General features: G+C 73.4%; 21 protein-coding genes. 15 read left to right on the top strand and 6 right to left on the bottom strand.

The features are described 5' to 3' along the window. Nucleotides 1-155 precede the first annotated feature (155 nt). The 3 genes from ACZ6KO_RS09670 to ACZ6KO_RS09660 all read left to right on the top strand — a co-directional run bounded on the left by ACZ6KO_RS09670 (nt 156) and on the right by ACZ6KO_RS09660 (nt 3736). On the top strand, nt 156-791 hold the full coding sequence (locus ACZ6KO_RS09670) for a hypothetical protein (protein ID WP_469302353.1): 636 nt from the start codon (nt 156-158) through the stop codon (nt 789-791). Then, the gene (locus tag ACZ6KO_RS09665) at nt 763-1905 is read left to right on the top strand and encodes a glycosyltransferase family 4 protein (RefSeq protein ID WP_469302351.1); all 1143 of its coding nucleotides are present in this window, start codon (nt 763-765) and stop codon (nt 1903-1905) included. The genes ACZ6KO_RS09670 and ACZ6KO_RS09665 overlap by 29 nt, the downstream gene beginning before the upstream one ends. 217 nt (nt 1906-2122) lie before the next feature. Then, nucleotides 2123-3736 (top strand): GMC oxidoreductase, encoded by a 1614-nt coding sequence (locus ACZ6KO_RS09660; protein WP_469302347.1) that lies wholly within the window; start codon nt 2123-2125, stop codon nt 3734-3736. Nucleotides 3737-3805: 69 nt separating this feature from the next. Here the strand turns inward: ACZ6KO_RS09660 and ACZ6KO_RS09655 are convergent, their stop codons facing one another. Continuing rightward, complete coding sequence (locus ACZ6KO_RS09655; RefSeq protein WP_469302343.1) at nt 3806-5602, bottom strand: AMP-dependent synthetase/ligase; 1797 nt, start codon at nt 5600-5602, stop codon at nt 3806-3808. Between the two features lie 226 nt (nt 5603-5828). Between ACZ6KO_RS09655 and ACZ6KO_RS09650 the strand changes: the two genes are divergently transcribed. The 6 genes from ACZ6KO_RS09650 (at nt 5829) to ACZ6KO_RS09625 (ending at nt 10778) form a co-directional block, all read left to right on the top strand. After that, entirely contained in the window at nt 5829-6638 is an 810-nt protein-coding gene (locus ACZ6KO_RS09650) for a metallophosphoesterase family protein (RefSeq protein WP_469302340.1), read from the top strand. A gap of 144 nt (nt 6639-6782) precedes the next feature. Then, nucleotides 6783-7223 carry an SRPBCC family protein gene (locus ACZ6KO_RS09645; RefSeq protein WP_401447854.1) on the top strand — a complete coding sequence of 147 codons (441 nt, stop codon included), beginning with the start codon at nt 6783-6785 and terminating at the stop codon, nt 7221-7223. A 2-nt stretch (nt 7224-7225) separates the two neighbouring features. Further along, nucleotides 7226-8419, top strand: a complete 1194-nt coding sequence (locus ACZ6KO_RS09640; protein WP_469302336.1) for an ArsA family ATPase — start codon at nt 7226-7228, stop codon at nt 8417-8419. A gap of 51 nt (nt 8420-8470) precedes the next feature. Beyond that, complete coding sequence (locus ACZ6KO_RS09635) at nt 8471-8968, top strand: DUF5304 domain-containing protein (RefSeq protein WP_469302332.1); 498 nt, start codon at nt 8471-8473, stop codon at nt 8966-8968. A 61-nt stretch (nt 8969-9029) separates the two neighbouring features. Continuing rightward, the gene (locus ACZ6KO_RS09630; protein ID WP_469302330.1) at nt 9030-9971 is read left to right on the top strand and encodes an ROK family glucokinase; all 942 of its coding nucleotides are present in this window, start codon (nt 9030-9032) and stop codon (nt 9969-9971) included. Nucleotides 9972-10046: 75 nt separating this feature from the next. Next, nucleotides 10047-10778 (top strand): endonuclease/exonuclease/phosphatase family protein, encoded by a 732-nt coding sequence (locus ACZ6KO_RS09625; RefSeq protein WP_469302328.1) that lies wholly within the window; start codon nt 10047-10049, stop codon nt 10776-10778. A 59-nt stretch (nt 10779-10837) separates the two neighbouring features. Here the strand turns inward: ACZ6KO_RS09625 and ACZ6KO_RS09620 are convergent, their stop codons facing one another. Continuing rightward, a complete protein-coding gene (locus tag ACZ6KO_RS09620; protein ID WP_469302325.1) occupies nt 10838-11506 on the bottom strand; it encodes a hypothetical protein in 669 nt (222 codons plus the stop codon). Further along, on the bottom strand, nt 11499-12278 hold the full coding sequence (locus ACZ6KO_RS09615; protein WP_469302323.1) for an alpha/beta hydrolase: 780 nt from the start codon (nt 12276-12278) through the stop codon (nt 11499-11501). Before ACZ6KO_RS09615 ends, ACZ6KO_RS09620 begins: the two co-directional genes overlap by 8 nt. A 165-nt stretch (nt 12279-12443) precedes the next feature. On the opposite strand from ACZ6KO_RS09615, the gene ACZ6KO_RS09610 reads away from it, so the two are divergent. From ACZ6KO_RS09610 to ACZ6KO_RS09595, 4 genes are all read left to right on the top strand, one after another. After that, on the top strand, nt 12444-13190 hold the full coding sequence (locus tag ACZ6KO_RS09610) for a lysophospholipid acyltransferase family protein (RefSeq protein ID WP_469303814.1): 747 nt from the start codon (nt 12444-12446) through the stop codon (nt 13188-13190). 37 nt (nt 13191-13227) lie between these two features. Further along, a complete protein-coding gene (gene macS, locus ACZ6KO_RS09605) occupies nt 13228-14454 on the top strand; it encodes a MacS family sensor histidine kinase (RefSeq protein WP_469302321.1) in 1227 nt (408 codons plus the stop codon). Then, entirely contained in the window at nt 14451-15158 is a 708-nt protein-coding gene (locus ACZ6KO_RS09600) for a response regulator (RefSeq protein ID WP_469302319.1), read from the top strand. The genes macS and ACZ6KO_RS09600 overlap by 4 nt, the downstream gene beginning before the upstream one ends. Nucleotides 15159-15312: 154 nt before the next feature. Next, nucleotides 15313-16341: a 6-phosphofructokinase gene (locus tag ACZ6KO_RS09595; protein WP_469303812.1), complete on the top strand. Its 1029-nt coding sequence runs from the start codon at nt 15313-15315 to the stop codon at nt 16339-16341. A 186-nt stretch (nt 16342-16527) separates the two neighbouring features. Here the strand turns inward: ACZ6KO_RS09595 and ACZ6KO_RS09590 are convergent, their stop codons facing one another. Next, complete coding sequence (locus ACZ6KO_RS09590) at nt 16528-18429, bottom strand: anthranilate synthase family protein (RefSeq protein ID WP_469302317.1); 1902 nt, start codon at nt 18427-18429, stop codon at nt 16528-16530. A 96-nt stretch (nt 18430-18525) separates the two neighbouring features. After that, nucleotides 18526-18582 (bottom strand): trp operon leader peptide, encoded by a 57-nt coding sequence (locus ACZ6KO_RS09585; RefSeq protein ID WP_388854157.1) that lies wholly within the window; start codon nt 18580-18582, stop codon nt 18526-18528. 120 nt (nt 18583-18702) lie between these two features. On the opposite strand from ACZ6KO_RS09585, the gene ACZ6KO_RS09580 reads away from it, so the two are divergent. Together ACZ6KO_RS09580 and ACZ6KO_RS09575 are read left to right on the top strand one after the other, a co-directional pair. Then, a complete protein-coding gene (locus ACZ6KO_RS09580; RefSeq protein ID WP_469302315.1) occupies nt 18703-20055 on the top strand; it encodes a class II 3-deoxy-7-phosphoheptulonate synthase in 1353 nt (450 codons plus the stop codon). A gap of 171 nt (nt 20056-20226) precedes the next feature. Then, nucleotides 20227-20469 (top strand): (2Fe-2S)-binding protein, encoded by a 243-nt coding sequence (locus tag ACZ6KO_RS09575; RefSeq protein WP_469302311.1) that lies wholly within the window; start codon nt 20227-20229, stop codon nt 20467-20469. On the opposite strand, the gene bfr is transcribed toward ACZ6KO_RS09575, so the two are convergent. Then, on the bottom strand, nt 20466-20945 hold the full coding sequence (gene bfr, locus ACZ6KO_RS09570) for a bacterioferritin (protein WP_469302307.1): 480 nt from the start codon (nt 20943-20945) through the stop codon (nt 20466-20468). The two genes, ACZ6KO_RS09575 and bfr, sit on opposite strands and share 4 nt — an antisense overlap. Nucleotides 20946-21050: the final 105 nt, after the last annotated feature.

Here is a 21050-nt window from a genome sequence, read left to right as displayed (position 1 = left end):
GGGGGCCCCGGGCCGGGGCCCGGGGGGGCCCCCCCCCCCCCCGGGGGGGGCGCCGCCCGGGGCCGGCCGGGGGGGGGGGGGGGGGGGGCGGGGGCCCGGGGGCGGGGGGGGCCCCCGCCCCCGGCTCGGCCTGGCCCCGGCCCTGGGCGGGCCGCGTGGTCGTGCTGGTCCCCGGCTCCCTCGACGCGATGGCCGCCCTGCTGGGCCGGCCGGCGTCGCAGTACGCCGGGACGGCGGCCGTCACCACCGCCGCCGGGGCTGCCGGGGCCGCGCCCGCGGACCGGGTGGTGGTCAACCCGCAGGCGTACGCCCAGCTGTCCGGGGCCGGCCGGCGGATCGTGCTGACCCACGAGGTCACCCATGTCGCCACGCGCGCGGCGACGACGGAGCGCACCCCGCTGTGGCTGTCCGAGGGCTTCGCCGACTGGGCGGCGTACCGCGGCTCGGCGGACGACGTCCCGGCGCGGGCCGCCCCCGCCCTGGCCCGGGCGGTCCGCGCCGGGCAGCTCCCGCCGGCGCTGCCCGCGGACGAGGCCTTCGGCTTCGGCGGGGAGGCGCAGGCCTCGGCGCGGGCCTACGAGGGGGCCTGGCTGGCCTGCCGCCTGATCGCGGCGCGCTGGGGCGAGGCCGCGCTGGTCGCCCTGTACGAGGCGGCCGGCCGCGAGCCGCTGCCCGAGGCACTGCGCCGCACCCTGGGCACGGATCTGCCCGGCCTCACCCAGGCCTGGCGGGCGGAGCTGCGCACGGTACTGTCGGCGGACGATGCACAAGACGCTGATCGTGACCAATGACTTCCCGCCGCGCCCCGGCGGCATCCAGGCCTTCCTGCACAACATGGCGCTGCGGCTGGATCCCGACCGGGTCGTCGTCTACGCCTCGACCTGGAAGCGCGGCGCCGAGGGCCACCGGGCGACGGCCGCCTTCGACGCGGAGCAGCCGTTCGAGGTCGTCCGGGACCGTACGACCATGCTGCTGCCGACGCCGCGGGTGACCCGGCGGGCCGTGGAGCTGCTGCGCGAGCACGGCTGCGAGTCGGTGTGGTTCGGGGCCGCGGCCCCGCTGGGCCTGATGGGACCGGCGCTGCGGCGGGCGGGCGCCCGGCGGCTGGTGGCCACCACCCACGGCCACGAGGCGGCCTGGGCGCAGCTGCCCGCCTCCCGGCAGCTGCTGCGCCGGATCGGCGAGGGCACGGACACGATCACCTATCTGGGCGAGTACACGCGCAGCCGGATCGCGTCGGCGCTGACGCCGGCGGCGGCCGCGCGGATGGTCCAGCTCCCGCCGGGCGTGGACGAGAAGACCTTCCACCCGGGCTCGGGCGGCGAGGGGGTCCGGGCCGGGCTGGGCCTGGCCGACCGGCCGGTCGTCGTGTGCGTCTCGCGCCTGGTGCCCCGCAAGGGCCAGGACACGCTCATCCTCGCCATGCCGCGCATCCTGGCGGCCGTGCCCGACGCGGTGCTGCTGATCGTGGGCGGCGGCCCGTACGAGCAGGCGCTGCGCAAGCTGGCGGCCGAGACCGGGGTCGCGGGCTCGGTCCGCTTCACGGGCGCGGTGCCCTGGTCGGAGCTGCCCGCGCACTACGGGGCCGGTGACGTCTTCGCGATGCCGTGCCGCACCCGGCGCGGTGGCCTGGACGTCGAGGGCCTGGGCATCGTCTACCTGGAGGCCTCCGCGACGGGCCTGCCCGTGGTCGCGGGCGACTCCGGGGGCGCGCCCGACGCCGTCCTGGACGGCGAGACGGGCTGGGTGGTCCGCGGTGACGTCGCCGAGGACTCGGCCGACCGGATCATCACCCTCCTGAAGGACCCGGCCCTGCGGGCCCGGATGGGGGAGCGCGGGCGCGCCTGGGTCGAGGAGAAGTGGCGCTGGGACCTGCTGGCGGAGCGCCTGCGCGAGCTGCTCTGACCGCCGCCGACGCCGTACGGTCGACTGCCGACACCGTACGCGCGGCCGCCGATGCCGTACGCGCGGCCGGTGCGCCGGCCGGGGGCGCGTCCCGCGCCGGGCGGCGGATCGGGCCGTCGCGCACGGGTCCGTGATCCTCCGCCACGTCCGACTGTTCCGCGGATGTCTGTCAATGCCGCGTCTGGGCGGACGGCCGGATTCCGCCCATGATGCGGCCATGACACCTCATCTGACGCGTCGTCACCTCTTGGGGCTCGGCGCCCTCCAGACCGCCGCGGCCCTCGGCTTCACGCGCATCGGCCCGGCCGCCGCGGCGGCCGCCGAACCGGCCGCCGCGCACTACGCGCCCGCCGTCGTCGTCGGCTCCGGCTACGGGGCCGCGGTCGCCGCCCTGCGGCTCGGGCAGGCCGGCGTACGGACCGTCGTCCTGGAGATGGGCCGGCTGTGGGACACCCCCGGGCCCGACGGCAAGGTCTTCCCGTCCACCTCCGCGCCCGACCATCGCTCGATGTGGTTCCGCACCCGCACCGAGGCGCCCCTGGCCACGTTCCTCTGGCTGGACGTCGTCAACCGGAACATCTCGCCCTACCCGGGGGTGCTGGACCGCGTGCACCACGGGGACATGTCCGTCTACGTGGGGCGCGGGGTGGGCGGCGGGTCGCTGGTCAACGGCGGGATGGCGCCGACGCCGCGGCGCTCGTACTTCACGGAGGTCTTCCCCGGCGTCGACGCCGACGAGATGTACGGCACGTACTACCCGCTCGCCCGCCGGATGCTGGGCGTCAACGACATCGACCCCGCCTGGTTCGAGTCCACCGAGTGGTACCGCTTCGCCCGCGTCTCCCGCAAGCACGCGCACCACACCGGCCTGCGGACCGTCTTCGTCCCCAACGTCTACGACTTCGGCTACATGCGGCGCGAGGCCGCCGGCCAGGTCCCGCGCTCCGCCCTCGCCGGCGAGGTCATCTACGGCAACAACCACGGCAAGAGGAGCCTGGACAAGACCTACCTGGCGGCCGCCCTCGGCACCGGCAACGTCACCATCGAGACCCTCCAGAAGGTGGTCGGCGTACGGCCCGACCCGGCCGGGGGCTACGTCCTGACCGTCCGCACCATCGACCTGGCCGGCCAGGTCACCGGGACCCGCGAACTCGGCTGCGCACAGCTCTTCCTGGGCGCCGGCAGCCTGGGCACGACCGAGATCCTGCTGCGGGCCCGCGAGCGCGGCACCCTGCCCGCGCTCAGCGAGCAGGTCGGGCTCGGCTGGGGCCCCAACGGCAACGTCATGACGGCCCGCGCCAACCACCTCTGGGACACCGTCGGCGCCCACCAGGCCACCATGCCCGCGCTCGGCATCGACGACTGGGACAACGCCGGCAACCCGGTCTTCGCCGAGATCGCCCCGCTGCCCATGGGCCTGGAGCACTGGATCTCGATGTACCTGGCGATCACCAAGAACCCCGAGCGCGGCCACTTCACCTACGACGCGGCCACCGACGCGGCCCGGCTGGTCTGGCGGCGCGAGCAGAACACCCCGTCCGTGCAGGCCGCCAAACGCCTCTTCGACCGCGTCAACCGGGCCAACGTGACCATCTACCGCTACGACCTCTTCGGCGAGAACAAGCCCTTCGCCGACACCTTCACCTACCACCCGCTGGGGGGCTGCCTGCTGGGCCGGGCCACCGACGGCTATGGGCGGGTCGCCGGGTACCAGGGGCTGTACGTGGTCGACGGCTCCCTGGTCCCCGGGTCGCTCGGGGTCAACCCCTTCGTCACCATCACCGCGCTCGCCGAACGGAACATGGCGCGGATCCTGGCCGACCCGCGCTGACCGACCCGCGCCGACCGACCCGCACCGATCCGCGCCGACCGGCACCGCCGGACGCCCGCGGGCGGGCCGTCAGCCGCGGTACAGCGCCTCGATCTCGTCCGCGAAGTCCTTCGCCACCACGTTCCGCTTCAGCTTCAGCGACGGCGTGATGTGGCCCGACTCCTCCGTGAACTGGGAGGGCAGAATGCGGAATTTCCGCACCGATTCCGCCTTGGACACCGCCGCGTTGCCGTCGTCGACGGCCTTCTGCACGGCGGCGATCAGCTCCGCGTCCTCGCGCAGCTGCGCCGCCGTGACCCCGTCCGGCTTGCCGTTCTCCGCCGCCCAGCGGCCCAGGAACTCCTCGTCGATGGTGACCAGCGCCGCGACGAACGGCCGCCCGTCGCCGACCACCATGCACTCCGCGACCAGCGCGTGCGCCCGGATCCGGTCCTCGATCACCGCAGGGGCGACGTTCTTGCCGCCCGCCGTGACGATGAGCTCCTTCTTGCGGCCCGTGATGGCCAGGTAGCCGTCCTCGTCGAGGGTGCCGACGTCGCCGGTGTGGAACCAGCCGTCGGCCAGTGCCTCCGCGGTCGCGGTCGGGTTCTTCCAGTACTCCTGGAAGATGTGCTCCCCGTGCAGCAGCACCTCGCCGTCGTCGGCGATCCGCACCACGGAGCCCGGCAGCGGCTGGCCGACCGTACCGATCTTCTGCCGGTCCCACGGGTTGAAGGCCGTCGCCGCGCACGACTCCGTCAGGCCGTAGCCCTCCAGCACGGTGAAGCCGATGCCGCGGAAGAAGTGGCCGAGCCGCTCGCCCAGCGGCGCGCCGCCCGAGATCGCGTACTCGCCGCGCCCGCCCAGCACCGTGTGCAGCTTGCTGTAGACCAGCTTGGAGAAGATCTTGTGCTTCAGCCGGAGGCCGAAGGACGGGCCCCGCGGGGTGTCCAGCGCCCTGCTGTACGCGATCGCCGTGTCGGCCGCCGCGTCGAAGATCCTGCCCTTGCCGTCCGCCTGCGCCTTGGCGCGCGCCGAGTTGTAGACCTTCTCGAAGACGCGCGGCACACCGAGGATCAGCGTGGGCCGGAAGGACTGCAGCTCGTCGGTGAGGTTCTTGATGTCCGGTACGCAGCCCAGCCGGATCGGCGCCAGCACGGCCGCCACCTCGACCAGACGTCCGAAGACGTGGGCCGCCGGCAGGAACAGCAGCACCGAGCACTCGCCCGTACGGAACAGCGGCTTGAGCCGCTCGACGATGTTGCCGCACTCGGCGAAGAAGCTGCGGTGGGTCAGCACACAGCCCTTGGGGCGGCCGGTGGTGCCCGAGGTGTAGACGATCGTGGCCGGGTCGTCGGCGTTGGCCAGGCCGCTGCGCTCGTCGACCTCCGCGTCGGAGACGCCCGCGCCCGCCGCCTTGAGCGACTCCACCGCGCCCCGGTCCAGCTCCCAGACCTCGCGCAGCTCCGGCAGCGTCTCGCGCAGCGACTCCACGGCGGCGCTGTGCGCCGCGCTCTCGACCACGGCGGCGACCGCGCCGGAGTCGGAGAGGATCCACTGGATCTGCTCGGGCGAGGAGGTCTCGTACACCGGGACGGTGACGCCGCCGGCGCTCCAGATCGCGAAGTCGGTCAGCACCCACTCGTAGCGGGTGCGCGAGATGAGGGCGACCCGGTCGCCGGGGCGGACACCGGCCGCGATCAGCCCCTTGGCGGTGGCGCGCACCTCGGCCAGGAACTCGGTCGCGGTGACGTCCTGCCAGCCGTCGCCGGCCTTGCGGGCCATGACGGCGGTGTCCGGATGCTGCGCGGCATTGCGGCGGATGAGATCCGTCAGGTTCCCGTCCGACGGGACCTCGTACAGGGCCGGAAGGCTGAACTCGCGCAAGACTGCTGCTCCTCTGGGGCGCCATCGCCACGGTGCGGACCGACCGGACGTTACCCATCGGTAGTGGGTTCCGATAGAGGGAACCGGCCAGATGTTCCATGCGTCACACGACGCCGCCATTACGGCACGACACTAGTTCACCCCCGCCACGACTCGGAAGTAACCGCAGGTCCGGTGGCCTGTGTCCGCCCTGTTCAGACCGCCGCGCCCCGCCTAGGGTGTCCGCATGGGTGGTACGAAACGCGGCACGGGTGCCGGTGGGACACGGGTCCATGTGGTCAGCGACGTCCACGGCAACACCGAAGCCCTCGCTCGCGCGGGTGACGGCGCCGACGCCCTGATCTGTCTGGGCGACCTCGTCCTCTTCCTCGACTACGCCGACCACTCGCGCGGCATCTTCCCCGAGCTCTTCGGCGTCGAGAACGCCGACCGGATCGTCGCCCTGCGCACCGAGCGCCGCTTCGCCGAGGCGGGGGAGTTCGGCCGCCGGCTGTGGGCGGGCCTGCCGGGCAACCCCGACCGCGAACAGGTCATCGAGGGCGCGGTCCGCCGCCAGTACGCCGAGATGTTCGCCGCCTTCCCCACCCCCACGTACGCCACCTACGGCAACGTCGACATCCCGGCCCTGTGGCCCGAGTACGCCGGCCGCGGCACCACCGTCCTCGACGGCGAGCGCGTCGAGATCGGCGGCCGCGTCTTCGGCTTCGTCGGCGGCGGCCTGCCCTCACCGATGCGCACCCCGTACGAGGTCGGCGTCGAGGAGTACGCCGCCAAGGTCGAGGCGCTCGGCGAGGTCGACGTCCTGTGCTCGCACATCCCGCCGGACGTGCCCGAGCTCTGCTACGACACCGTCGCCCGCCGCTTCGAACGCGGCAGCGCCGCCCTGCTCGCCGCGATCCGCCGCACCCGGCCCCGCTACGCCCTCTTCGGACACGTCCACCAGCCCCTGGCCCGGCGGATGCGCATCGGCGCCACCGAGTGCGTCAACGTCGGCCACTTCGCGGCCACCGGACGCCCCTGGGCCCTGGAGTGGTGACCTCCCGCCGTCGGTGAGGGGGACTCGCGCAGTGGCCGGGTCCGCACGCGCGGTAGCCTTCACGCGACGGCCGGAGGCCGCACATTTCCTCGAACTCCCCCAGCTGCCGCTGGGAGGTGCCCCCAGCCCGGAGGAGCCACCGCGATGGCGGAACACACCAGCTCGAGCATCACGATCGAGGCGGCGCCGGCCGACGTCATGGCCGTGATCGCCGACTTCGCCCGCTACCCCGAGTGGACCGGCGAGGTGAAGGAGGCCGAGGTACTGGCCACCGACGCCCAGGGCCGCGCCGAGAAGGTCCGGCTGCTGCTCGACGCCGGCGCGATCAAGGACGACCACACCCTCGCCTACACCTGGAAGGGCACGGACGAGGTCAGCTGGACCCTCGACAAGTCGCAGATGCTGCGCCAGCTCGACGGTTCCTACCTGCTCAAGGCCCTGGAGGGCGGCACCCGCACCGAGGTCACCTACCAGCTGACCGTGGACGTCAAGATCCCGATGCTCGGCATGATCAAGCGCAAGGCCGAGAAGGTCATCATCGACCGCGCGCTGGCCGGCCTGAAGAAGCGCGTCGAGTCCGTCTGACCATGCGCACTCTGCTCGTCACCGGGCCCGGCGGGGCCGGCCGCACCACCCTCGCCGCCGCCACGGCGGCCGCCGCGGCCCGGCGCGGGCAGCGGGTCCTGGTCCTCTCCGCGGACCCCGGCGACCCGATGGGCGCCCTGCTCGGCCCGGCCACCGGCGCAGGGGCCGAGGCCGCGCCCGGCCTGGCCGCCGTACCCGTCGGCGACGGACTGTGGCGGGGCCGGATCGACTCCGGCGAGGAGTTCCGCGCGGAACTGGTCGCCCTCCAGGAGCGCGGCTCCGCCGTGCTCGGCATGCTCGGGGCCCGCGCGCTGGTCGGCGAGGAACTCACCGAGCTGCCCGGCGCCGAGCAGTTCGCCCTGCTGCGCGCGCTGCGCCGGGCCGCCGCCGCGGACGGCTTCGACCTGGTCGTCGTCGACCTGCCGGCCGTCCCCCAGGCACTGGCCACCCTGGCCCTGCCGGCCCAGCTGCGCCGCTACCTGACCCGGCTGCTCCCGGCCGAGCGGCAGGCCGCCCGCGCCCTGCGGCCCGTCCTGGCGCAGCTCGCCGGGGTGCCCATGCCCGCGCAGTGGCTGTACGAGGCCGCCGCCCGCTGGGACGAGGAACTGGCCGCCGTCCAGGCCGTCGTCGAGGCGCCCACCACCTCCGTACGGCTGGTGGCCGAGCCGGGACCCGCGGGCGCCGACGCCCTGCGCCGGGCCGTGCTCGGCCTCGCGCTCCAGCAGCTCCCGCTGGAATCCGTCGTCGCCAACCGGACCGTGCCCGCCGGCTCCTCCGACCCGTGGCTGGCGGGGCTGGCCGCCCAGCAGGCGACGTACCTCGACCGGTGGCCCGGCGCCCGCACCCTGCCCCACCTGGGCCGGGACCCGCACGGGCCGGCCGACCTGGCCCTCCTGGACCCCGGCACCCTCCGGGCGGCCCCCCGCCCGGCCTGGGCGGTCGAGGACCGGCTGGCCGCGGACGGCGTGCTGGTGTGGACCGTGCCGCTGCCCGGCGCCGAGAAGCGGGACCTGGACCTGGTCCGGCGCGGTGACGAGCTCCTGCTGACGGCGGGCCCGTACCGCAGGATCGTTCCCCTTCCCTCCGCTCTGCGCCGCTGCACGGTCTCCGGAGCGGCACTGGCCGAGGGCGAGCTCCGGATCCGCTTCACCCCGGACCCGGCCCTGTGGCCGAGGGCCGACCGGGCTCCCGCGTAGCTCCGGTACCGTCGAAGGTGTCAGCCCTCACCCTCCGCAGGAGCGTCCGCCATGAGCGAGGCCACCGACCACCCCTTCGACGACGACGCCTGGGCCAAGGCCTGCGCGGAGGACCTCGCCGCTGAGCGCGAGCGCCGCAGGTCGGAGCAGGGCGGCGGGGCCGGGCCGACCGGAACCGCGGCGGAGGAGCTGTTCAAGCTGTTCGAGGCGGTCGCCGACAAGGTCGGCGGACTGGGCGGCAACCCGGTCTTCGGCGTCGCCGCGCAGGGTGCCGTGCGCCAGTTCGTCAACCAGGCGAAGAGCGCCGCCAAGCCCGTGATCGAGCGCAATCCCGAGGTCTTCGACCACCTCGCCGCCGCCGGCACCGAGCTGCTCGCCGCCTACCGCTCGGCCGTCGAGGGCCACGAGCGGCGCTGGACCCGCGACGACAGCACCGCCCGGCCCGCGGACCGGCCAGCGGACCGGCCCGCCGGCGACGCCCGCGACCCCCGGGACACCGGTGACGACGAGGGCGGCAGCGGCCCGACGGAGCGGATCGATCTCGACTGAGGATCCGCCGCCCTCGGGTACGGTGGGCCATGGCGGGGTTTGACCGGAAACCGAGGGACTAATGGGACTCACCATCGGCGTCGACATCGGCGGCACGAAGATCGCGGCCGGCGTGGTCGACGAAGAGGGCACCATCCTTGAGACGTACAAGGTGCCCACCCCGCCGACCGCGGACGGCGTGACGGAGGCGATCTGCGCCGCCGTATCCGAGGTCAGCAGGAACCACACCATCGACGCCGTCGGCATCGGCGCCGCCGGCTACGTGGACGACAAGCGCGCGACGGTCCTCTTCGCGCCGAACATCAACTGGCGGCACGAGCCGCTCAAGGACAAGGTCGAGCAGCGCATCGGGCTGCCGGTCGTCGTCGAGAACGACGCCAACTGCGCGGCGTGGGGCGAGTACCGCTTCGGCGCCGGCCAGGGCCACGAGGACGTCATCTGCATCACGCTCGGCACCGGCCTGGGCGGCGGCATCATCATCGGCAACAAGCTGCGCCGCGGCCGGTTCGGCGTCGCCGCCGAGTTCGGCCACATCCGGGTGGTCCCGGACGGCCTGCTGTGCGGCTGCGGCAGCCAGGGCTGCTGGGAGCAGTACGCCTCGGGCCGCGCGCTCGTGCGGTACGCCCAGCAGCGCGCCAAGGCCACCCCGGAGCAGGCGCAGATCCTGCTGGGCCTGGGCAACGGCACCCCCGAGGGCATCGAGGGCAAGCACGTCAGCACCGCGGCGCGGGCCGGCGACCCGGTGGCCGTCGACTCCTTCCGCGAGCTGGCCCGCTGGGCCGGCGCGGGTCTGGCCGACCTCGCCTCCCTCTTCGACCCGTCGGCGTTCATCGTCGGCGGTGGCGTCTCCGACGAGGGCGACCTGGTCCTCGACCCGATCCGCAAGTCCTTCAAGCGCTGGCTGATCGGCGGCGCCTGGCGCCCGCACGCGCAGGTCCTCGCCGCGCAGCTCGGCGGCAAGGCCGGCCTGGTCGGTGCCGCGGACCTGGCCCGCCAGGGCTGATCACCACCGGATCCGTGACCGACTGCCCGCCGCGCCCTCTGGGGCCGCGGCGGGCAGCTGCGTATGTTGCCGCGTATGGACCTGCCCAACTCCGTGACCGAGGACGACGGTTCCGCGGTGATCCGCGTCCTGAGCTACAACATCCGCTCCCTGCGCGACGACGAGGAGGCGCTGGCCCGGGTGATCCGGGCGTGCGCGCCGGACCTGGTCTTCGTCCAGGAGGCGCCGCGCTTCTTCCGCTGGCGCAAGCACGCGGCGCGGCTCGCCGCCAAGAGCGACCTCGTCGTGCTGACGGGCGGCGCGACCGCGGCGGGCCCGCTGCTGCTGTGCAGCCTGCGGGTCTTCGTGGAACGCACCGAGGACGTGCTGCTCCCGCTCACCCCGGGACTGCACCGGCGCGGCTTCGCGACGGCCGTCGTGCGGGTGGGGGCCGCCAGGATGGCGCTGATCTCCACCCACCTCTCGCTCCAGGCGGCCGAGCGCCGGGAACAGGCGGGCTTGCTGCTGGACCGGCTCGCCGCGATGGACGCCCCGTACGGCATCGCGGCGGGCGATCTCAACGAGCTTCCCGACGGGCCGGCCTTCCGGCGGCTGGCGGAGCACCTCCAGGACTGCTGGGCGACGGCCCCCTGGGGCGGCGAGCACACCTTCGACACCCGGCGCATCGACGCCGTCTTCGCCACCCGCGACGTGGAGGTCCTGGGCTGCGGCGTCCCGCTCGGCCTGCCGGGTGTCACGGAGGCCGACCTCAAGGCCGCCTCGGACCACCTCCCGGTCCTCGCCGCCCTGCGCCTGCGGGCGCCGTAGGGGACCTCCGGCCGGGGGCGGGGCCGGACGACGGCGCCGCGGTCCGGGGCGCGGCGGGGTCAGACGACGGCGCCGCGGCCCGGGTCGTCGTCCTCGTCGTCACCGTGCGCCATGCGCGCCACGAGCGCGGCGAAACCGCCCAGGAAGCCACCGATGCCCAGCGTGGTGAGCCACCAGGTCATCTCCCACTGGAAGAGCACCGCGAGCAGCAGCAGGACCGGGCCGCCGACCACCGCGAGCCAGGCGAACTTGGCCGTGGTGTCGGCCTCCGGCAGCGGCGGGTCCGGCTGGACGAAGTGGCCCTCGTCCGCCGCGTCCGGGCCGTCGTCCGGGTCCGCCAGGGAGTGGTCGCGCGGGCCCTTGCCCACGCCCGGGGCGAAGGTCACCGAGCCGCCCAGGGGGACCGGCGCGGCCGGGGCGGCGGGGGGCTCCTCGCCGTCCTTCCCGAGATCCTTGGCGTTCTTGCCGTCCTTGGAGTTCTCGGCGTCCTTGCCGTCCTTGCCGTCCTTGCCGGCCTCGGCCACGGGGGCGTCCTTCCCCGGCGGATCCGTCGGCTCCGGCTGCACGTCCTCCTCCGGCAGCAGCAGGTCCTCGATCGGCTTGAACGGCCGCGAGCCCGGCGGGTCCGGCGGCTCCTCCCCGTACCCCGCGACGATGGCGGCCCACGCCGCCTCCTCGTCCAGCGGCGGGACGCCGCCCGACGGCTCCGGCTCCTCGTGCTCAGCCACCGGTCCCAGCTCCCTCCCTGCCGACGCTCTCCGCGAGCCGGCCGATGAACGCCAAACTGTCCGCGAAGATGCGCTCCGCGTCATGGTCCAACGTCGCCACGTGGTAGCTCTGTTCCAGCAGGGTCTCGGTCACGTCCGTCGACGACACCCGCGCGAGGATCCGCGCCGAGTCCACCGGCGGCACGACATGGTCCTGCGGGCTGTGCAGGAGCAGCAGCGGCTGGGTGACCTGGGGCAGCTCGGCGTCCACGAGCTGCAGGAAGCGGCGCAGCGAGTCCGCGGCCCGGGTCGGGACCCGGTCGTAGCCGACCTCGTCCGAGCCCGGCTTGGCGATGTCGCTGGCGATGCCCGGCGTGGACCGGATGACGTGCTTGGCCACCGGCAGCGCGAAGGCCAGCGGGTCGTGGACCTTGTTGGCCGGGTTCACCAGCACGATCCCGCTGATCGCGTCACCGTGCTTGGACGCCAGCCGCAGGGTCAGCGCACCGCCCATCGACAGCCCGAAGACGAACACCTGCGCGCAGCTCTCCAGCAGCTCGCGCAGCGCCCGGTCGACCTCCGCGTACCAGTCCTGCCAGCCCGTGAGCTGCATGTCCTGCCAGCGCGTCCCGTGTCCGGGCAGCAGCGGCAGCGACACCGTCAGGCCGCGCTCGGCGAGGTACTCGGCCCAGGGGCGCAGCGACTGCGGGGAACCGGTGAAACCGTGGCAGAGGAGGACACCGACCTCTCCGCCCTCGTGGCGGAACGGCTCGGCTCCGGGCAGAACGGGCACCAGGGACTCCTTGGAGGGGGGTGAGAGGGGGCGGGTGCGCTGTGTGACTTCACCGTACGCGACCGGACTGACACCGACCAGGGCCGTAGGGCCCCGGAGGCACGGCCAGGGGTTAAGGTCTGTTCGACAGGACACAGGAAGGCTTTCGAGTTGATCTACGGCGCAATGAAGTTCTCCATCGGGGGTTCCCTGAAGCTCGCCTTCAGGCCGTGGGTGGAGGGCCTCGAGAACATTCCCGCCGAGGGGCCGGCGATCCTCGCAAGCAATCACCTGTCCTTCTCCGACTCCTTCTTCCTCCCGGCCGTCCTGGACCGGAAGGTGACCTTCATCGCCAAGGCGGAGTACTTCACGTCGCCGGGCGTCAAGGGCAAGCTGACCGCGGCGTTCTTCAAGGGCGTCGGCCAGCTGCCGGTGGACCGCTCCGGCGCGCGCGGCGCGGGCGAGGCGGCCATCAAGAGCGGCATCGAGGTCATCGAGCGCGGTGAGCTCTTCGGCATCTACCCCGAGGGCACCCGCTCGCCCGACGGCCGGCTCTACCGGGGCAAGCCCGGCGGCCTGGCCCGGGTGGCGCTGGCCACCGGCGCGCCCGTGATCCCCGTCGCGATGATCGACACCGAGAAGATCCAGCCGCCCGGCAAGATCGTCCCCAAGCTGATGCGCCCGGGGATCCGGATCGGCAAGCCGCTGGACTTCTCCCGCTACCACGGCATGGACAGCGACCGCTTCATCCTGCGCTCGGTGACCGACGAGGTCATGTACGAGATCATGAAGCTCTCCGGCCAGGAGTACGTCGACATCTACGCCACCGCCGCCAAGCGGCAGATCGCGGATGCCGAGAAGGCGGAGAAGGAGGCCGAGAAGGCCGCCAGGGACGCCGAGAAGGCGGCCGCCGCGGAGAAGACCGCGGAATAGCACGACGGGCGGGGACCGCCCGCGACGGGTGGGGGAGATGGCCAGACGCGAGCGCGTCGTACGAATGTCGGTCGAGCTGCCGCTGTGGCGCGCGCTGACCGCGTACCGGGTGCTGACCATGCTGTACGCGGTGCTGCTGTTCGCCTCCGCCTACCGCCGCTTCCCGCACCCCGGCGTGGCGGTCGGCTACCTCGCCGTCCTCGCCGTGTGGACGCTGGCCACCCTGCCCAGGGTCGCGAACGCCGCCAGCTGCACCAAGCGCTTCCTCGGGGCCGACCTGAGCGTCGCGGTCGCCGGCATCCTGCTGACGCCGCTCGCCGACACCCACGAGCGGATCGTGGCGGGCGGCCCCACGCTGCCCACCATCTGGACGGCCGGCTCGGTGCTCGCCTTCGCCCTCAAGGGCGGCTGGCGCTGGGCCGCGGTCGCCTCGACCGTCGTGGCGGTGGCGAACATCGTCGTCCACCAGGGCGACCCCACCCGCGACACCCTGCACAACGTGCTGCTGGTCTGGGTCGCCTCCGTGGCCATCGGGTACGTCGTCGAGGTCGCCCGGGCCAGCGAGGCGACCCTCGCCCGCGCCCTGGAGATCGAGGCCGCCACCCGCGAGCGCGAGCGGCTCGCCCGGGACATCCACGACGGGGTCCTCCAGGTCCTGGCGATGGTCCAGCGGCGCGGCGCCGAGCTGGGCGGCGAGGCCGCCGAGATCGGCCGGATGGCCGGGGAGCAGGAGGTGGCCCTGCGCACCCTGGTCTCCAGCGGTCTGGTGCCGCCCTCCCGGGTCTCCTCGGCCCCCGCGCACGGGGCCCTGGTGGCCGCCGTCGAGGTGGACGAGGCCGGCGGCGGGGACGGCGCCGGGGCCGGTGAGCTGGACCTGCGGACGCTGCTCGCCCCGCACGCCGGCTCCCGGGTGAGCTTCGCGGAACCGGGCGCCCCCGTGATGCTGGCGGTGCCGGCGGCGAAGGAGCTGGCGGCCGCCGTCGGCGCGGCCCTGGACAACGTCCGCAAGCACGCGGGCGAGGGCGCCCGGGCCTGGATCCTGGTCGAGGACTGGGGCGACGAGGTGATCGTCACCGTCCGCGACGACGGGCCGGGCATCCCGGCCGGGCGGCTGGACCAGGCGGCCGGCGAGGGCCGGCTGGGCGTGGCGCAGTCCATCCGCGGGCGGCTGCGGGACCTGGGCGGCACCGCCGAGCTGGTGTCCGTACCCGGGCAGGGCACGGAAGTCGAGTTGAAGGTACCGAGGAACGGGGCGGGACGATGAGCGGGACGCAGACGGGCGGGGCGGCCGCGGACACGCGGGCGCAGGCGCCGATCAGGGTCATGGTGGTCGACGACCACCCGATGTGGCGCGACGCGGTCGCCCGCGACCTGGCGGCGGCCGGCTGCGACGTGGTGGCCACCGCCGGGGACGGCCCCCAGGCGGTCCGGCGGGCCCGGGCCGTGGGCCCGGACGTCCTGGTCCTGGACCTCAACCTGCCCGGGATGCCCGGCGTCCAGGTCTGCAAGGAACTGGTCGGCGCCAACCCGGCGCTGCGCGTGCTGGTGCTGTCGGCGAGCGGCGAGCACGCCGACGTCCTGGAGGCGGTCAAGTCCGGTGCCACCGGTTACCTGCTGAAGTCCGCGGCCGCCGAGGAGCTCATCGACGCGGTGCGCCGTACCGCCGTCGGCGACCCGGTCTTCACCCCCGGCCTGGCCGGTCTGGTGCTCGGCGAGTACCGGCGGCTGGCGAGCGACCCGGCCCCGGCCGCGCCGGACGAGCCGAAGGCCCCGCAACTGACGGACCGCGAGACCGAGGTGCTGCGGCTGGTCGCCAAGGGGCTGTCGTACAAGCAGATCGCGGAGCGACTGGTCATCTCGCACCGCACCGTCCAGAACCACGTCCAGAACACCCTGGGCAAGCTGCAGTTGCACAACCGCGTGGAGCTCGTGCGGTACGCGATCGAGCGGGGCCTGGACGACGTCTGACCCGATGTCCGGCCCGACGTCCGGCCCGTTCGTTCCTCGTACGAGTGAACGGGTCCACCCGGGCACTCTCGAATTCACCGGAAATGGCCGTTCTGGAGCCCCTGTTGTGACCTGAGTCACCACTAGCGTGACCGTCATGGCGAAGGGAGATTCCATGAAGGTCGGAGTGCTGACCGGTGGCGGCGACTGCCCCGGGCTCAACGCGGTGATCCGGGGCGTGGTCCGCAAGGGCGTCCAGGAGTACGGGTACGGCTTCATCGGCTTCAAGGACGGCTGGCGCGGGCCCATGGAGGGCGACACCGTCCCCCTCGGGATCCCGGAGGTCCGCGGCATCCTGCCGCGCGGCGGCACCATCCTGGGCTCCTCGCGCACCAACCCCTTCAAGACCGAGAACGGCGTGCGCGCCATCAAGGACAACCTCGCCAAGTACGAGGTCGACGCGCTCATCGCGATCGGCGGCGAGGACACCCTGGGGGTGGCGGCCCGGCTGCACACCGAGTTCGGCATCCCGTGCGTCGGCGTGCCCAAGACCATCGACAACGACCTGTCCGCGACCGACTACACCTTCGGCTTCGACACCGCCGTCGGCATCGCGACCGAGGCCATCGACCGGCTGCACACCACCGCCGAGTCGCACATGCGGGTGCTGGTCGTCGAGGTGATGGGCCGGCACGCGGGCTGGATCGCCCTGCACTCGGGCCTGGCGGGCGGCGCCAACGTCATCCTCATCCCCGAGCAGCGCTTCGACCTCGACCAGGTGTGCGCCTGGGTGACGTCGCGGTTCAAGGCGAGCTACGCGCCGATCGTGGTGGTCGCGGAGGGCGCCATGCCCAAGGACGGCGAGATGGTCCTGAAGGACGCGACGACCGACTCCTTCGGGCACGTGCGGCTCTCGGGCGTCGGCGAGTGGCTGGCCAAGGAGATCGAGGCGCGCACCGGCAAGGAGGCCCGTACGACGGTCCTCGGCCACGTGCAGCGCGGCGGCACCCCCAGCGCGTTCGACCGCTGGCTGGCCACCCGCTTCGGGCTGCACGCCATCGACGCGGTGCGCGACGGGGACTTCGGCAAGATGGTCGCGCTGCGGGGCACGGACGTGGTGCGGGTGCCGATCGTGGAGGCGACGTCGAAGCTGAAGACGGTGGACCCCGCGCTGTACGAGGAGGCCGGCGTGTTCTTCGGCTGAGCGGCCGGGTATCCGCTGCGCGGAGCCTTTCCCCACCCCGCCCCTTCCCGTAACCGGGGGCAAGCCCCCGGACCCCCGTACGTGCGCTGCGCGCCCGTGCGCTCAAACGCCGCGCGGGCTGGAAGTGCCGCGCAGCGGCACATCCAGCCCCGCCGGCGTTTGAGTGGGCCCCGCGCAGCGGACGGGCTAGGCCGGGGTCGCGACCCCCGTCAGGAGCTCGGTCAGGATCGTCGCGCCGCGCAGCGTCAGGACGGACTCCGGGTGGAACTGGACGCCCGCGAAGCCCGCCGCCGGCGACCGCACCGCGTGCACCTCGCCCGTGACCCGGTCACGGGCGACCTCCACGCCCCGCACGGCCAGCCGCTCGGCCGCCCGCTCGTCGCACCGCGCGGTGAACGTGTTGTAGAAGCCCACCACCTCCTCCCGCCCGAACAGGTCGATCCGCAGCTGCGCGCCCTGCGCCGGCTCCGCCTTGCGGACCAGCGGCAGGCCCAGCTCGGCCGCCAGCAGCTCGTGCCCGAGGCAGACCCCCAGCAGGCCGCCCCGGTGCCCCGGGCCGCGCCCGGCCAGCAGATCACCCGCCAGCCCCCGCAGCATCCGCATCTTCGGATCGGCCCCGTCCGCCGGGTTCCCCGGCCCCGGGCCCAGGACGACCGGCCCCGTCCACGCCAGGGCCGCCGCCCGCAGCCCGGGGTCGTCGTAGCGGCGTACCGTCACCGCCAGCCCCGACACCCGCAGCACGTGGGCGAGCATCGCCGTGAAGGTGTCCTCGCCGTCCACCACCAGCGCGTGGCCGCGGCCGCCGGCCGGCCGGTCCTGCATCCGCAGCCAGAACGGCGCCAGGTCCCGCCGCCGGGAGGCCAGCGCCGCCTGCACCCGCGGGTCGGCGGCCAGGCCCGCCGCCGCGGCGGGCGGCCGCGGCGCCGCCGGCCGGACCCCGAGCGCCGCCAGGACCCCGGCCGCCTTGGCGTGGGTCTCCGCCACCTCACCCGCCGGGTCGGAGTGCCGGACCAGCGTCGCGCCCACCGGCACCCGCAGCCGGCCGTCGGCCGTGATGTCGGCGGTGCGGATCAGGATCGGGGAGTCCAGCGTCTGCCCCCCGGCGCCGTCGAGGCCGAGCAGCGCGAGCGCGCCCGCGTAGTAGCCGCGGCCCGTCCCGTCCCGCCCGAGGGGCTCGTAGCGCTCGATGACCCGGCAGGCGTTCTGCACGGGCGAGCCGGTCACCGTCGCCGCGAACATCGTCTCCTTCAGCACCTCCCGCACGTCCAGCGAGGAGCGGCCGCGCAGCTCGTACTCGGTGTGCGCGAGGTGGGACATCTCCTTCAGGCGCGGGCCCACGACCACCCCGCCGCGGTCGCCGACCGTGCACATCATCTTCAGTTCCTCGTCGACCACCATCGACAGCTCCTCGGTCTCCTTGCGGTCGCCGAGGAAGGCGAGGAGGGACTCGGCCGTGGCGCCCCCGGCCGGATAGCGGTAGGTCCCGCTGATCGGGTTCATCACGACGGTGCCGCCCGACATCCGTACGTGCACCTCGGGGCTGGCCCCGACCAGCGTGCGCTCCGGGGTGTGGACGACGTACGTCCAGTACGCGCCGCGCTCGCCCAGCAGCAGCCGCCGGAAGAGGGCCAGCGCGTCCGCCCGGCCGAAGCCGTCGACGCGGCCCTCGTAGGTGCGCCGGATGACGAAGTTGGCCCCCTCGCCCCGGCCGATCTCGTCCTCGATCACCCGCTCGACGATCTCGGCGTACGCCGCGTCGGGGACGTCGAAGCCGCCGTCCTCGACGCGTACGTCGTGGGCGGGCAGCTGCTCGAGCAGGTCGGCGAGCGGGACCTCGTACGCCTCCTCGGCGGCCAGCACCGCCAGCGGCGTGCCGTCGTCGCGCACGTCGAACCCGCGCTCGCGGATCTGCCGGAACGGCACGAGCGCGAGCGTGGGCAGCGGGCCCACCGGCAGGTCGGCCAGGCGCTCGGCCTCGTGGACGGGACCGATCAGCACCTCGACGGTGTCGTGGTCGCGGCCCGGGGTGCGGCGGCGGAGCAGGGCGAAGGGCGGGCAGTCGGCGTCGAGCAGTCGGCTGACGGTCATCGGGCGGAACCTTTCCGGGGAGGGGAGAGGAACGGCCCGCATACGCGAGAAGGCCGCCCCTCGGGCGGCCTTCGCGTCGGTTACGGGTACGCGCAGTCAGTGGGCCGCCGGATGAGCGGTCCACCACCAGTTCTGGTCGGAGTGCGCGTACATGCCGCCGACTCTAGCCCACGGACCGGGGCCGGCGCGGGAGCGTGCCCGACATGACAGACATCTGTCTCACCTGGTGGGCAGCGGACTGGACGCGCCGTGTGACGCCGTAATGTTGAGGACGTGACCGTGAACGCTAAGACCACCGCCGCCGGTGGCACCTCCTGGCGAGACCTTCCCGCGGCGCAGCAGCCTGTGTACCCCGATGCCGAGGCTCTGCGCGCTGTCGTCGCGGACCTCGAGTCGTATCCTCCGCTCGTCTTCGCGGGCGAATGTGACCAGCTGCGCGCCCGGCTGGGAGCCGTCGCCAAGGGCGAGGCGTTCCTGCTCCAGGGCGGCGACTGCGCCGAGGCCTTCGACGCCGTGTCGGCGGACCACATCCGCGCGAAGCTCAAGACCCTCCTCCAGATGTCGGCCGTGCTCACGTACGCCGCTTCCGTCCCCGTCGTCAAGGTCGGCCGTATCGCCGGCCAGTACTCCAAGCCGCGCTCGAAGGACACCGAGACCCGCGACGGGGTGACGCTGCCGACCTACCGCGGCGACTCCGTCAACGGCTTCGCGTTCACCGAGGAGGCCCGGATCCCGGACCCCGAGCGGCTGAAGCGGATGTACCACGCGTCCGCCTCGACGCTGAACCTGGTGCGCGCCTTCACCACCGGTGGTTACGCCGACCTGCGCCAGGTGCACGCCTGGAACCAGGACTTCGTGAAGTCCTCCCCCTCGGGCCAGCGCTACGAGCAGCTCGCCCGCGAGATCGACAACGCGCTGAACTTCATGAAGGCCTGCGGTACCGACCCGGCCGAGTTCAAGGCGGTGGAGTTCTACTCCTCGCACGAGGCGCTGCTGCTCGACTACGAGGGCGCGCTGACCCGCACCGACTCGCGCACCGGCCGGCTGTACGACACCTCCGGCCACATGGTGTGGATCGGTGAGCGCACCCGCCAGCTGGACCACGCGCACATCGAGTTCTGCTCGCAGATCGCCAACCCGGTCGGCATCAAGCTCGGCCCGACCACCACGGTCGACGAGGCGCTGACGTACATCGACCGCCTGGACCCCGAGCGGGAGCCGGGCCGGCTCACCTTCGTCGTCCGCATGGGCGCCGACAAGGTCCGCGACAAGCTCCCGGAGCTGGTCGAGAAGGTCACCGCCTCGGGCGCGACCGTGGCCTGGGTCACGGACCCGATGCACGGCAACACCTTCGAGGCGGCGTCCGGCCACAAGACGCGCCGCTTCGACGACGTGCTCGACGAGGTCAAGGGCTTCTTCGAGGTCCACAAGGCGCTGGGCACCCACCCGGGCGGCATCCACGTCGAGCTCACCGGTGACGACGTCACCGAGTGCGTGGGCGGCGGCGACGAGATCTTCGTCGACGACCTGCACCAGCGCTACGAGACGGCCTGCGACCCGCGGCTCAACCGCAGCCAGTCGCTGGACCTGGCGTTCCTGGTGGCCGAGATGTACCGCGACCAGTGATCTGATCAGTACGTATGTTCGTACGACGATGGGGCACGGATCCATGTGATCCGTGCCCCATCGTCGTTTCGAGGGCTTTTAAGGTGACCCTAAGTCCGGGTAGGGTTAGGTAAGCCTCACCGAATCGCCGGGGATGGCCACTGAACCGTTCCTGCCAGGGAGGTGAACCGCGTGTACGTCTGCTCTTGCTTCGGTGTCACCGACAAGCAGGTCAAGGAGCACGCGGCCGCCGGTGCGTGCACCCCCCGGCAGATCGCCTCGGCCACCAAGGCCGGCACCGACTGCGGCTCCTGCGTCCGCACCATCCAGGGCCTTCTGGGCCGTGGTGCGTGCCCGCGCCGCGAGCTGCTGGAGAAGGGCAGCGCCCCGGCCGCCGTCCTGGCTCCCGAGGCGGAGCTGGCCGAAGCGGCCTAGCTCTCCGGCTGCTCGACCAGCTGCGCGATGTAGAGCGGCTCGCCCAGGGTCTCGATCAGTTCCAGCTGGGTGTCCAGGTAGTCGATGTGGTGCTCCTCGTCCTCCAGGATGTCCTCGAAGAGGCGGGCGGAGGTGATGTCGCCCTTGCCGCGCATGACCTCGATCCCGCGCTTGAGCCGGTCGATCGCCTCGACCTCGACCTGGCGGTCGGCCTGGAACATCTCCGTCAGGGTCTGGCCGACCCGTACGTGGAAGAGGCGCTGGTAGTTCGGCAGGCCGTCGAGCATCAGGATGCGCTCGGTCAGCTTGTCCGCGTGCTTCATCTCGTCGATGGACTCTTCACGCGTGTACTTGGCGAGCTTGGTCCAGCCCTTGTTGTCCTGGATCCGGTAATGCAGCCAGTACTGGTTGATCGCCGTGAGTTCACCGGTGAGCTGTTCGTTCAGAAACTCGAGGACCTCGGGGTCGCCCTGCATCGCGTAAGGCTCCTTCCAAGCAAGTGACGGGGCTGGGGCCCCTCCCAGCGCCGGCTGGGGGAGTTGGCCGCATCCTTGCACCGCCGTCGGAGGTCGTCCAGTAAG

The organism is Streptomyces sp. NPDC042102 (assembly GCF_055582305.1).
This window is presented reverse-complemented; position numbering and strand designations above follow the sequence as displayed.

Excerpts from the sequence above, each read along its gene's own strand:
- ACZ6KO_RS09665 (WP_469302351.1), top strand. The coding sequence starts at position 763 with ATGCACAAGACGCTGATCGTGACCAATGACTTCCCGCCGCGCCCCGGC.
- ACZ6KO_RS09660 (WP_469302347.1), top strand. The coding sequence starts at position 2,123 with ATGACACCTCATCTGACGCGTCGTCACCTCTTGGGGCTCGGCGCCCTC.
- ACZ6KO_RS09650 (WP_469302340.1), top strand. The coding sequence starts at position 5,829 with ATGGGTGGTACGAAACGCGGCACGGGTGCCGGTGGGACACGGGTCCAT.
- ACZ6KO_RS09645 (WP_401447854.1), top strand. The coding sequence starts at position 6,783 with ATGGCGGAACACACCAGCTCGAGCATCACGATCGAGGCGGCGCCGGCC.
- ACZ6KO_RS09640 (WP_469302336.1), top strand. The coding sequence starts at position 7,226 with ATGCGCACTCTGCTCGTCACCGGGCCCGGCGGGGCCGGCCGCACCACC.
- ACZ6KO_RS09635 (WP_469302332.1), top strand. The coding sequence starts at position 8,471 with ATGAGCGAGGCCACCGACCACCCCTTCGACGACGACGCCTGGGCCAAG.
- ACZ6KO_RS09630 (WP_469302330.1), top strand. The coding sequence starts at position 9,030 with ATGGGACTCACCATCGGCGTCGACATCGGCGGCACGAAGATCGCGGCC.
- ACZ6KO_RS09625 (WP_469302328.1), top strand. The coding sequence starts at position 10,047 with ATGGACCTGCCCAACTCCGTGACCGAGGACGACGGTTCCGCGGTGATC.
- ACZ6KO_RS09610 (WP_469303814.1), top strand. The coding sequence starts at position 12,444 with ATGAAGTTCTCCATCGGGGGTTCCCTGAAGCTCGCCTTCAGGCCGTGG.
- macS (WP_469302321.1), top strand. The coding sequence starts at position 13,228 with ATGGCCAGACGCGAGCGCGTCGTACGAATGTCGGTCGAGCTGCCGCTG.
- ACZ6KO_RS09600 (WP_469302319.1), top strand. The coding sequence starts at position 14,451 with ATGAGCGGGACGCAGACGGGCGGGGCGGCCGCGGACACGCGGGCGCAG.
- ACZ6KO_RS09595 (WP_469303812.1), top strand. The coding sequence starts at position 15,313 with ATGAAGGTCGGAGTGCTGACCGGTGGCGGCGACTGCCCCGGGCTCAAC.
- ACZ6KO_RS09590 (WP_469302317.1), bottom strand. The coding sequence starts at position 18,429 with ATGACCGTCAGCCGACTGCTCGACGCCGACTGCCCGCCCTTCGCCCTG.
- bfr (WP_469302307.1), bottom strand. The coding sequence starts at position 20,945 with ATGCAGGGCGACCCCGAGGTCCTCGAGTTTCTGAACGAACAGCTCACC.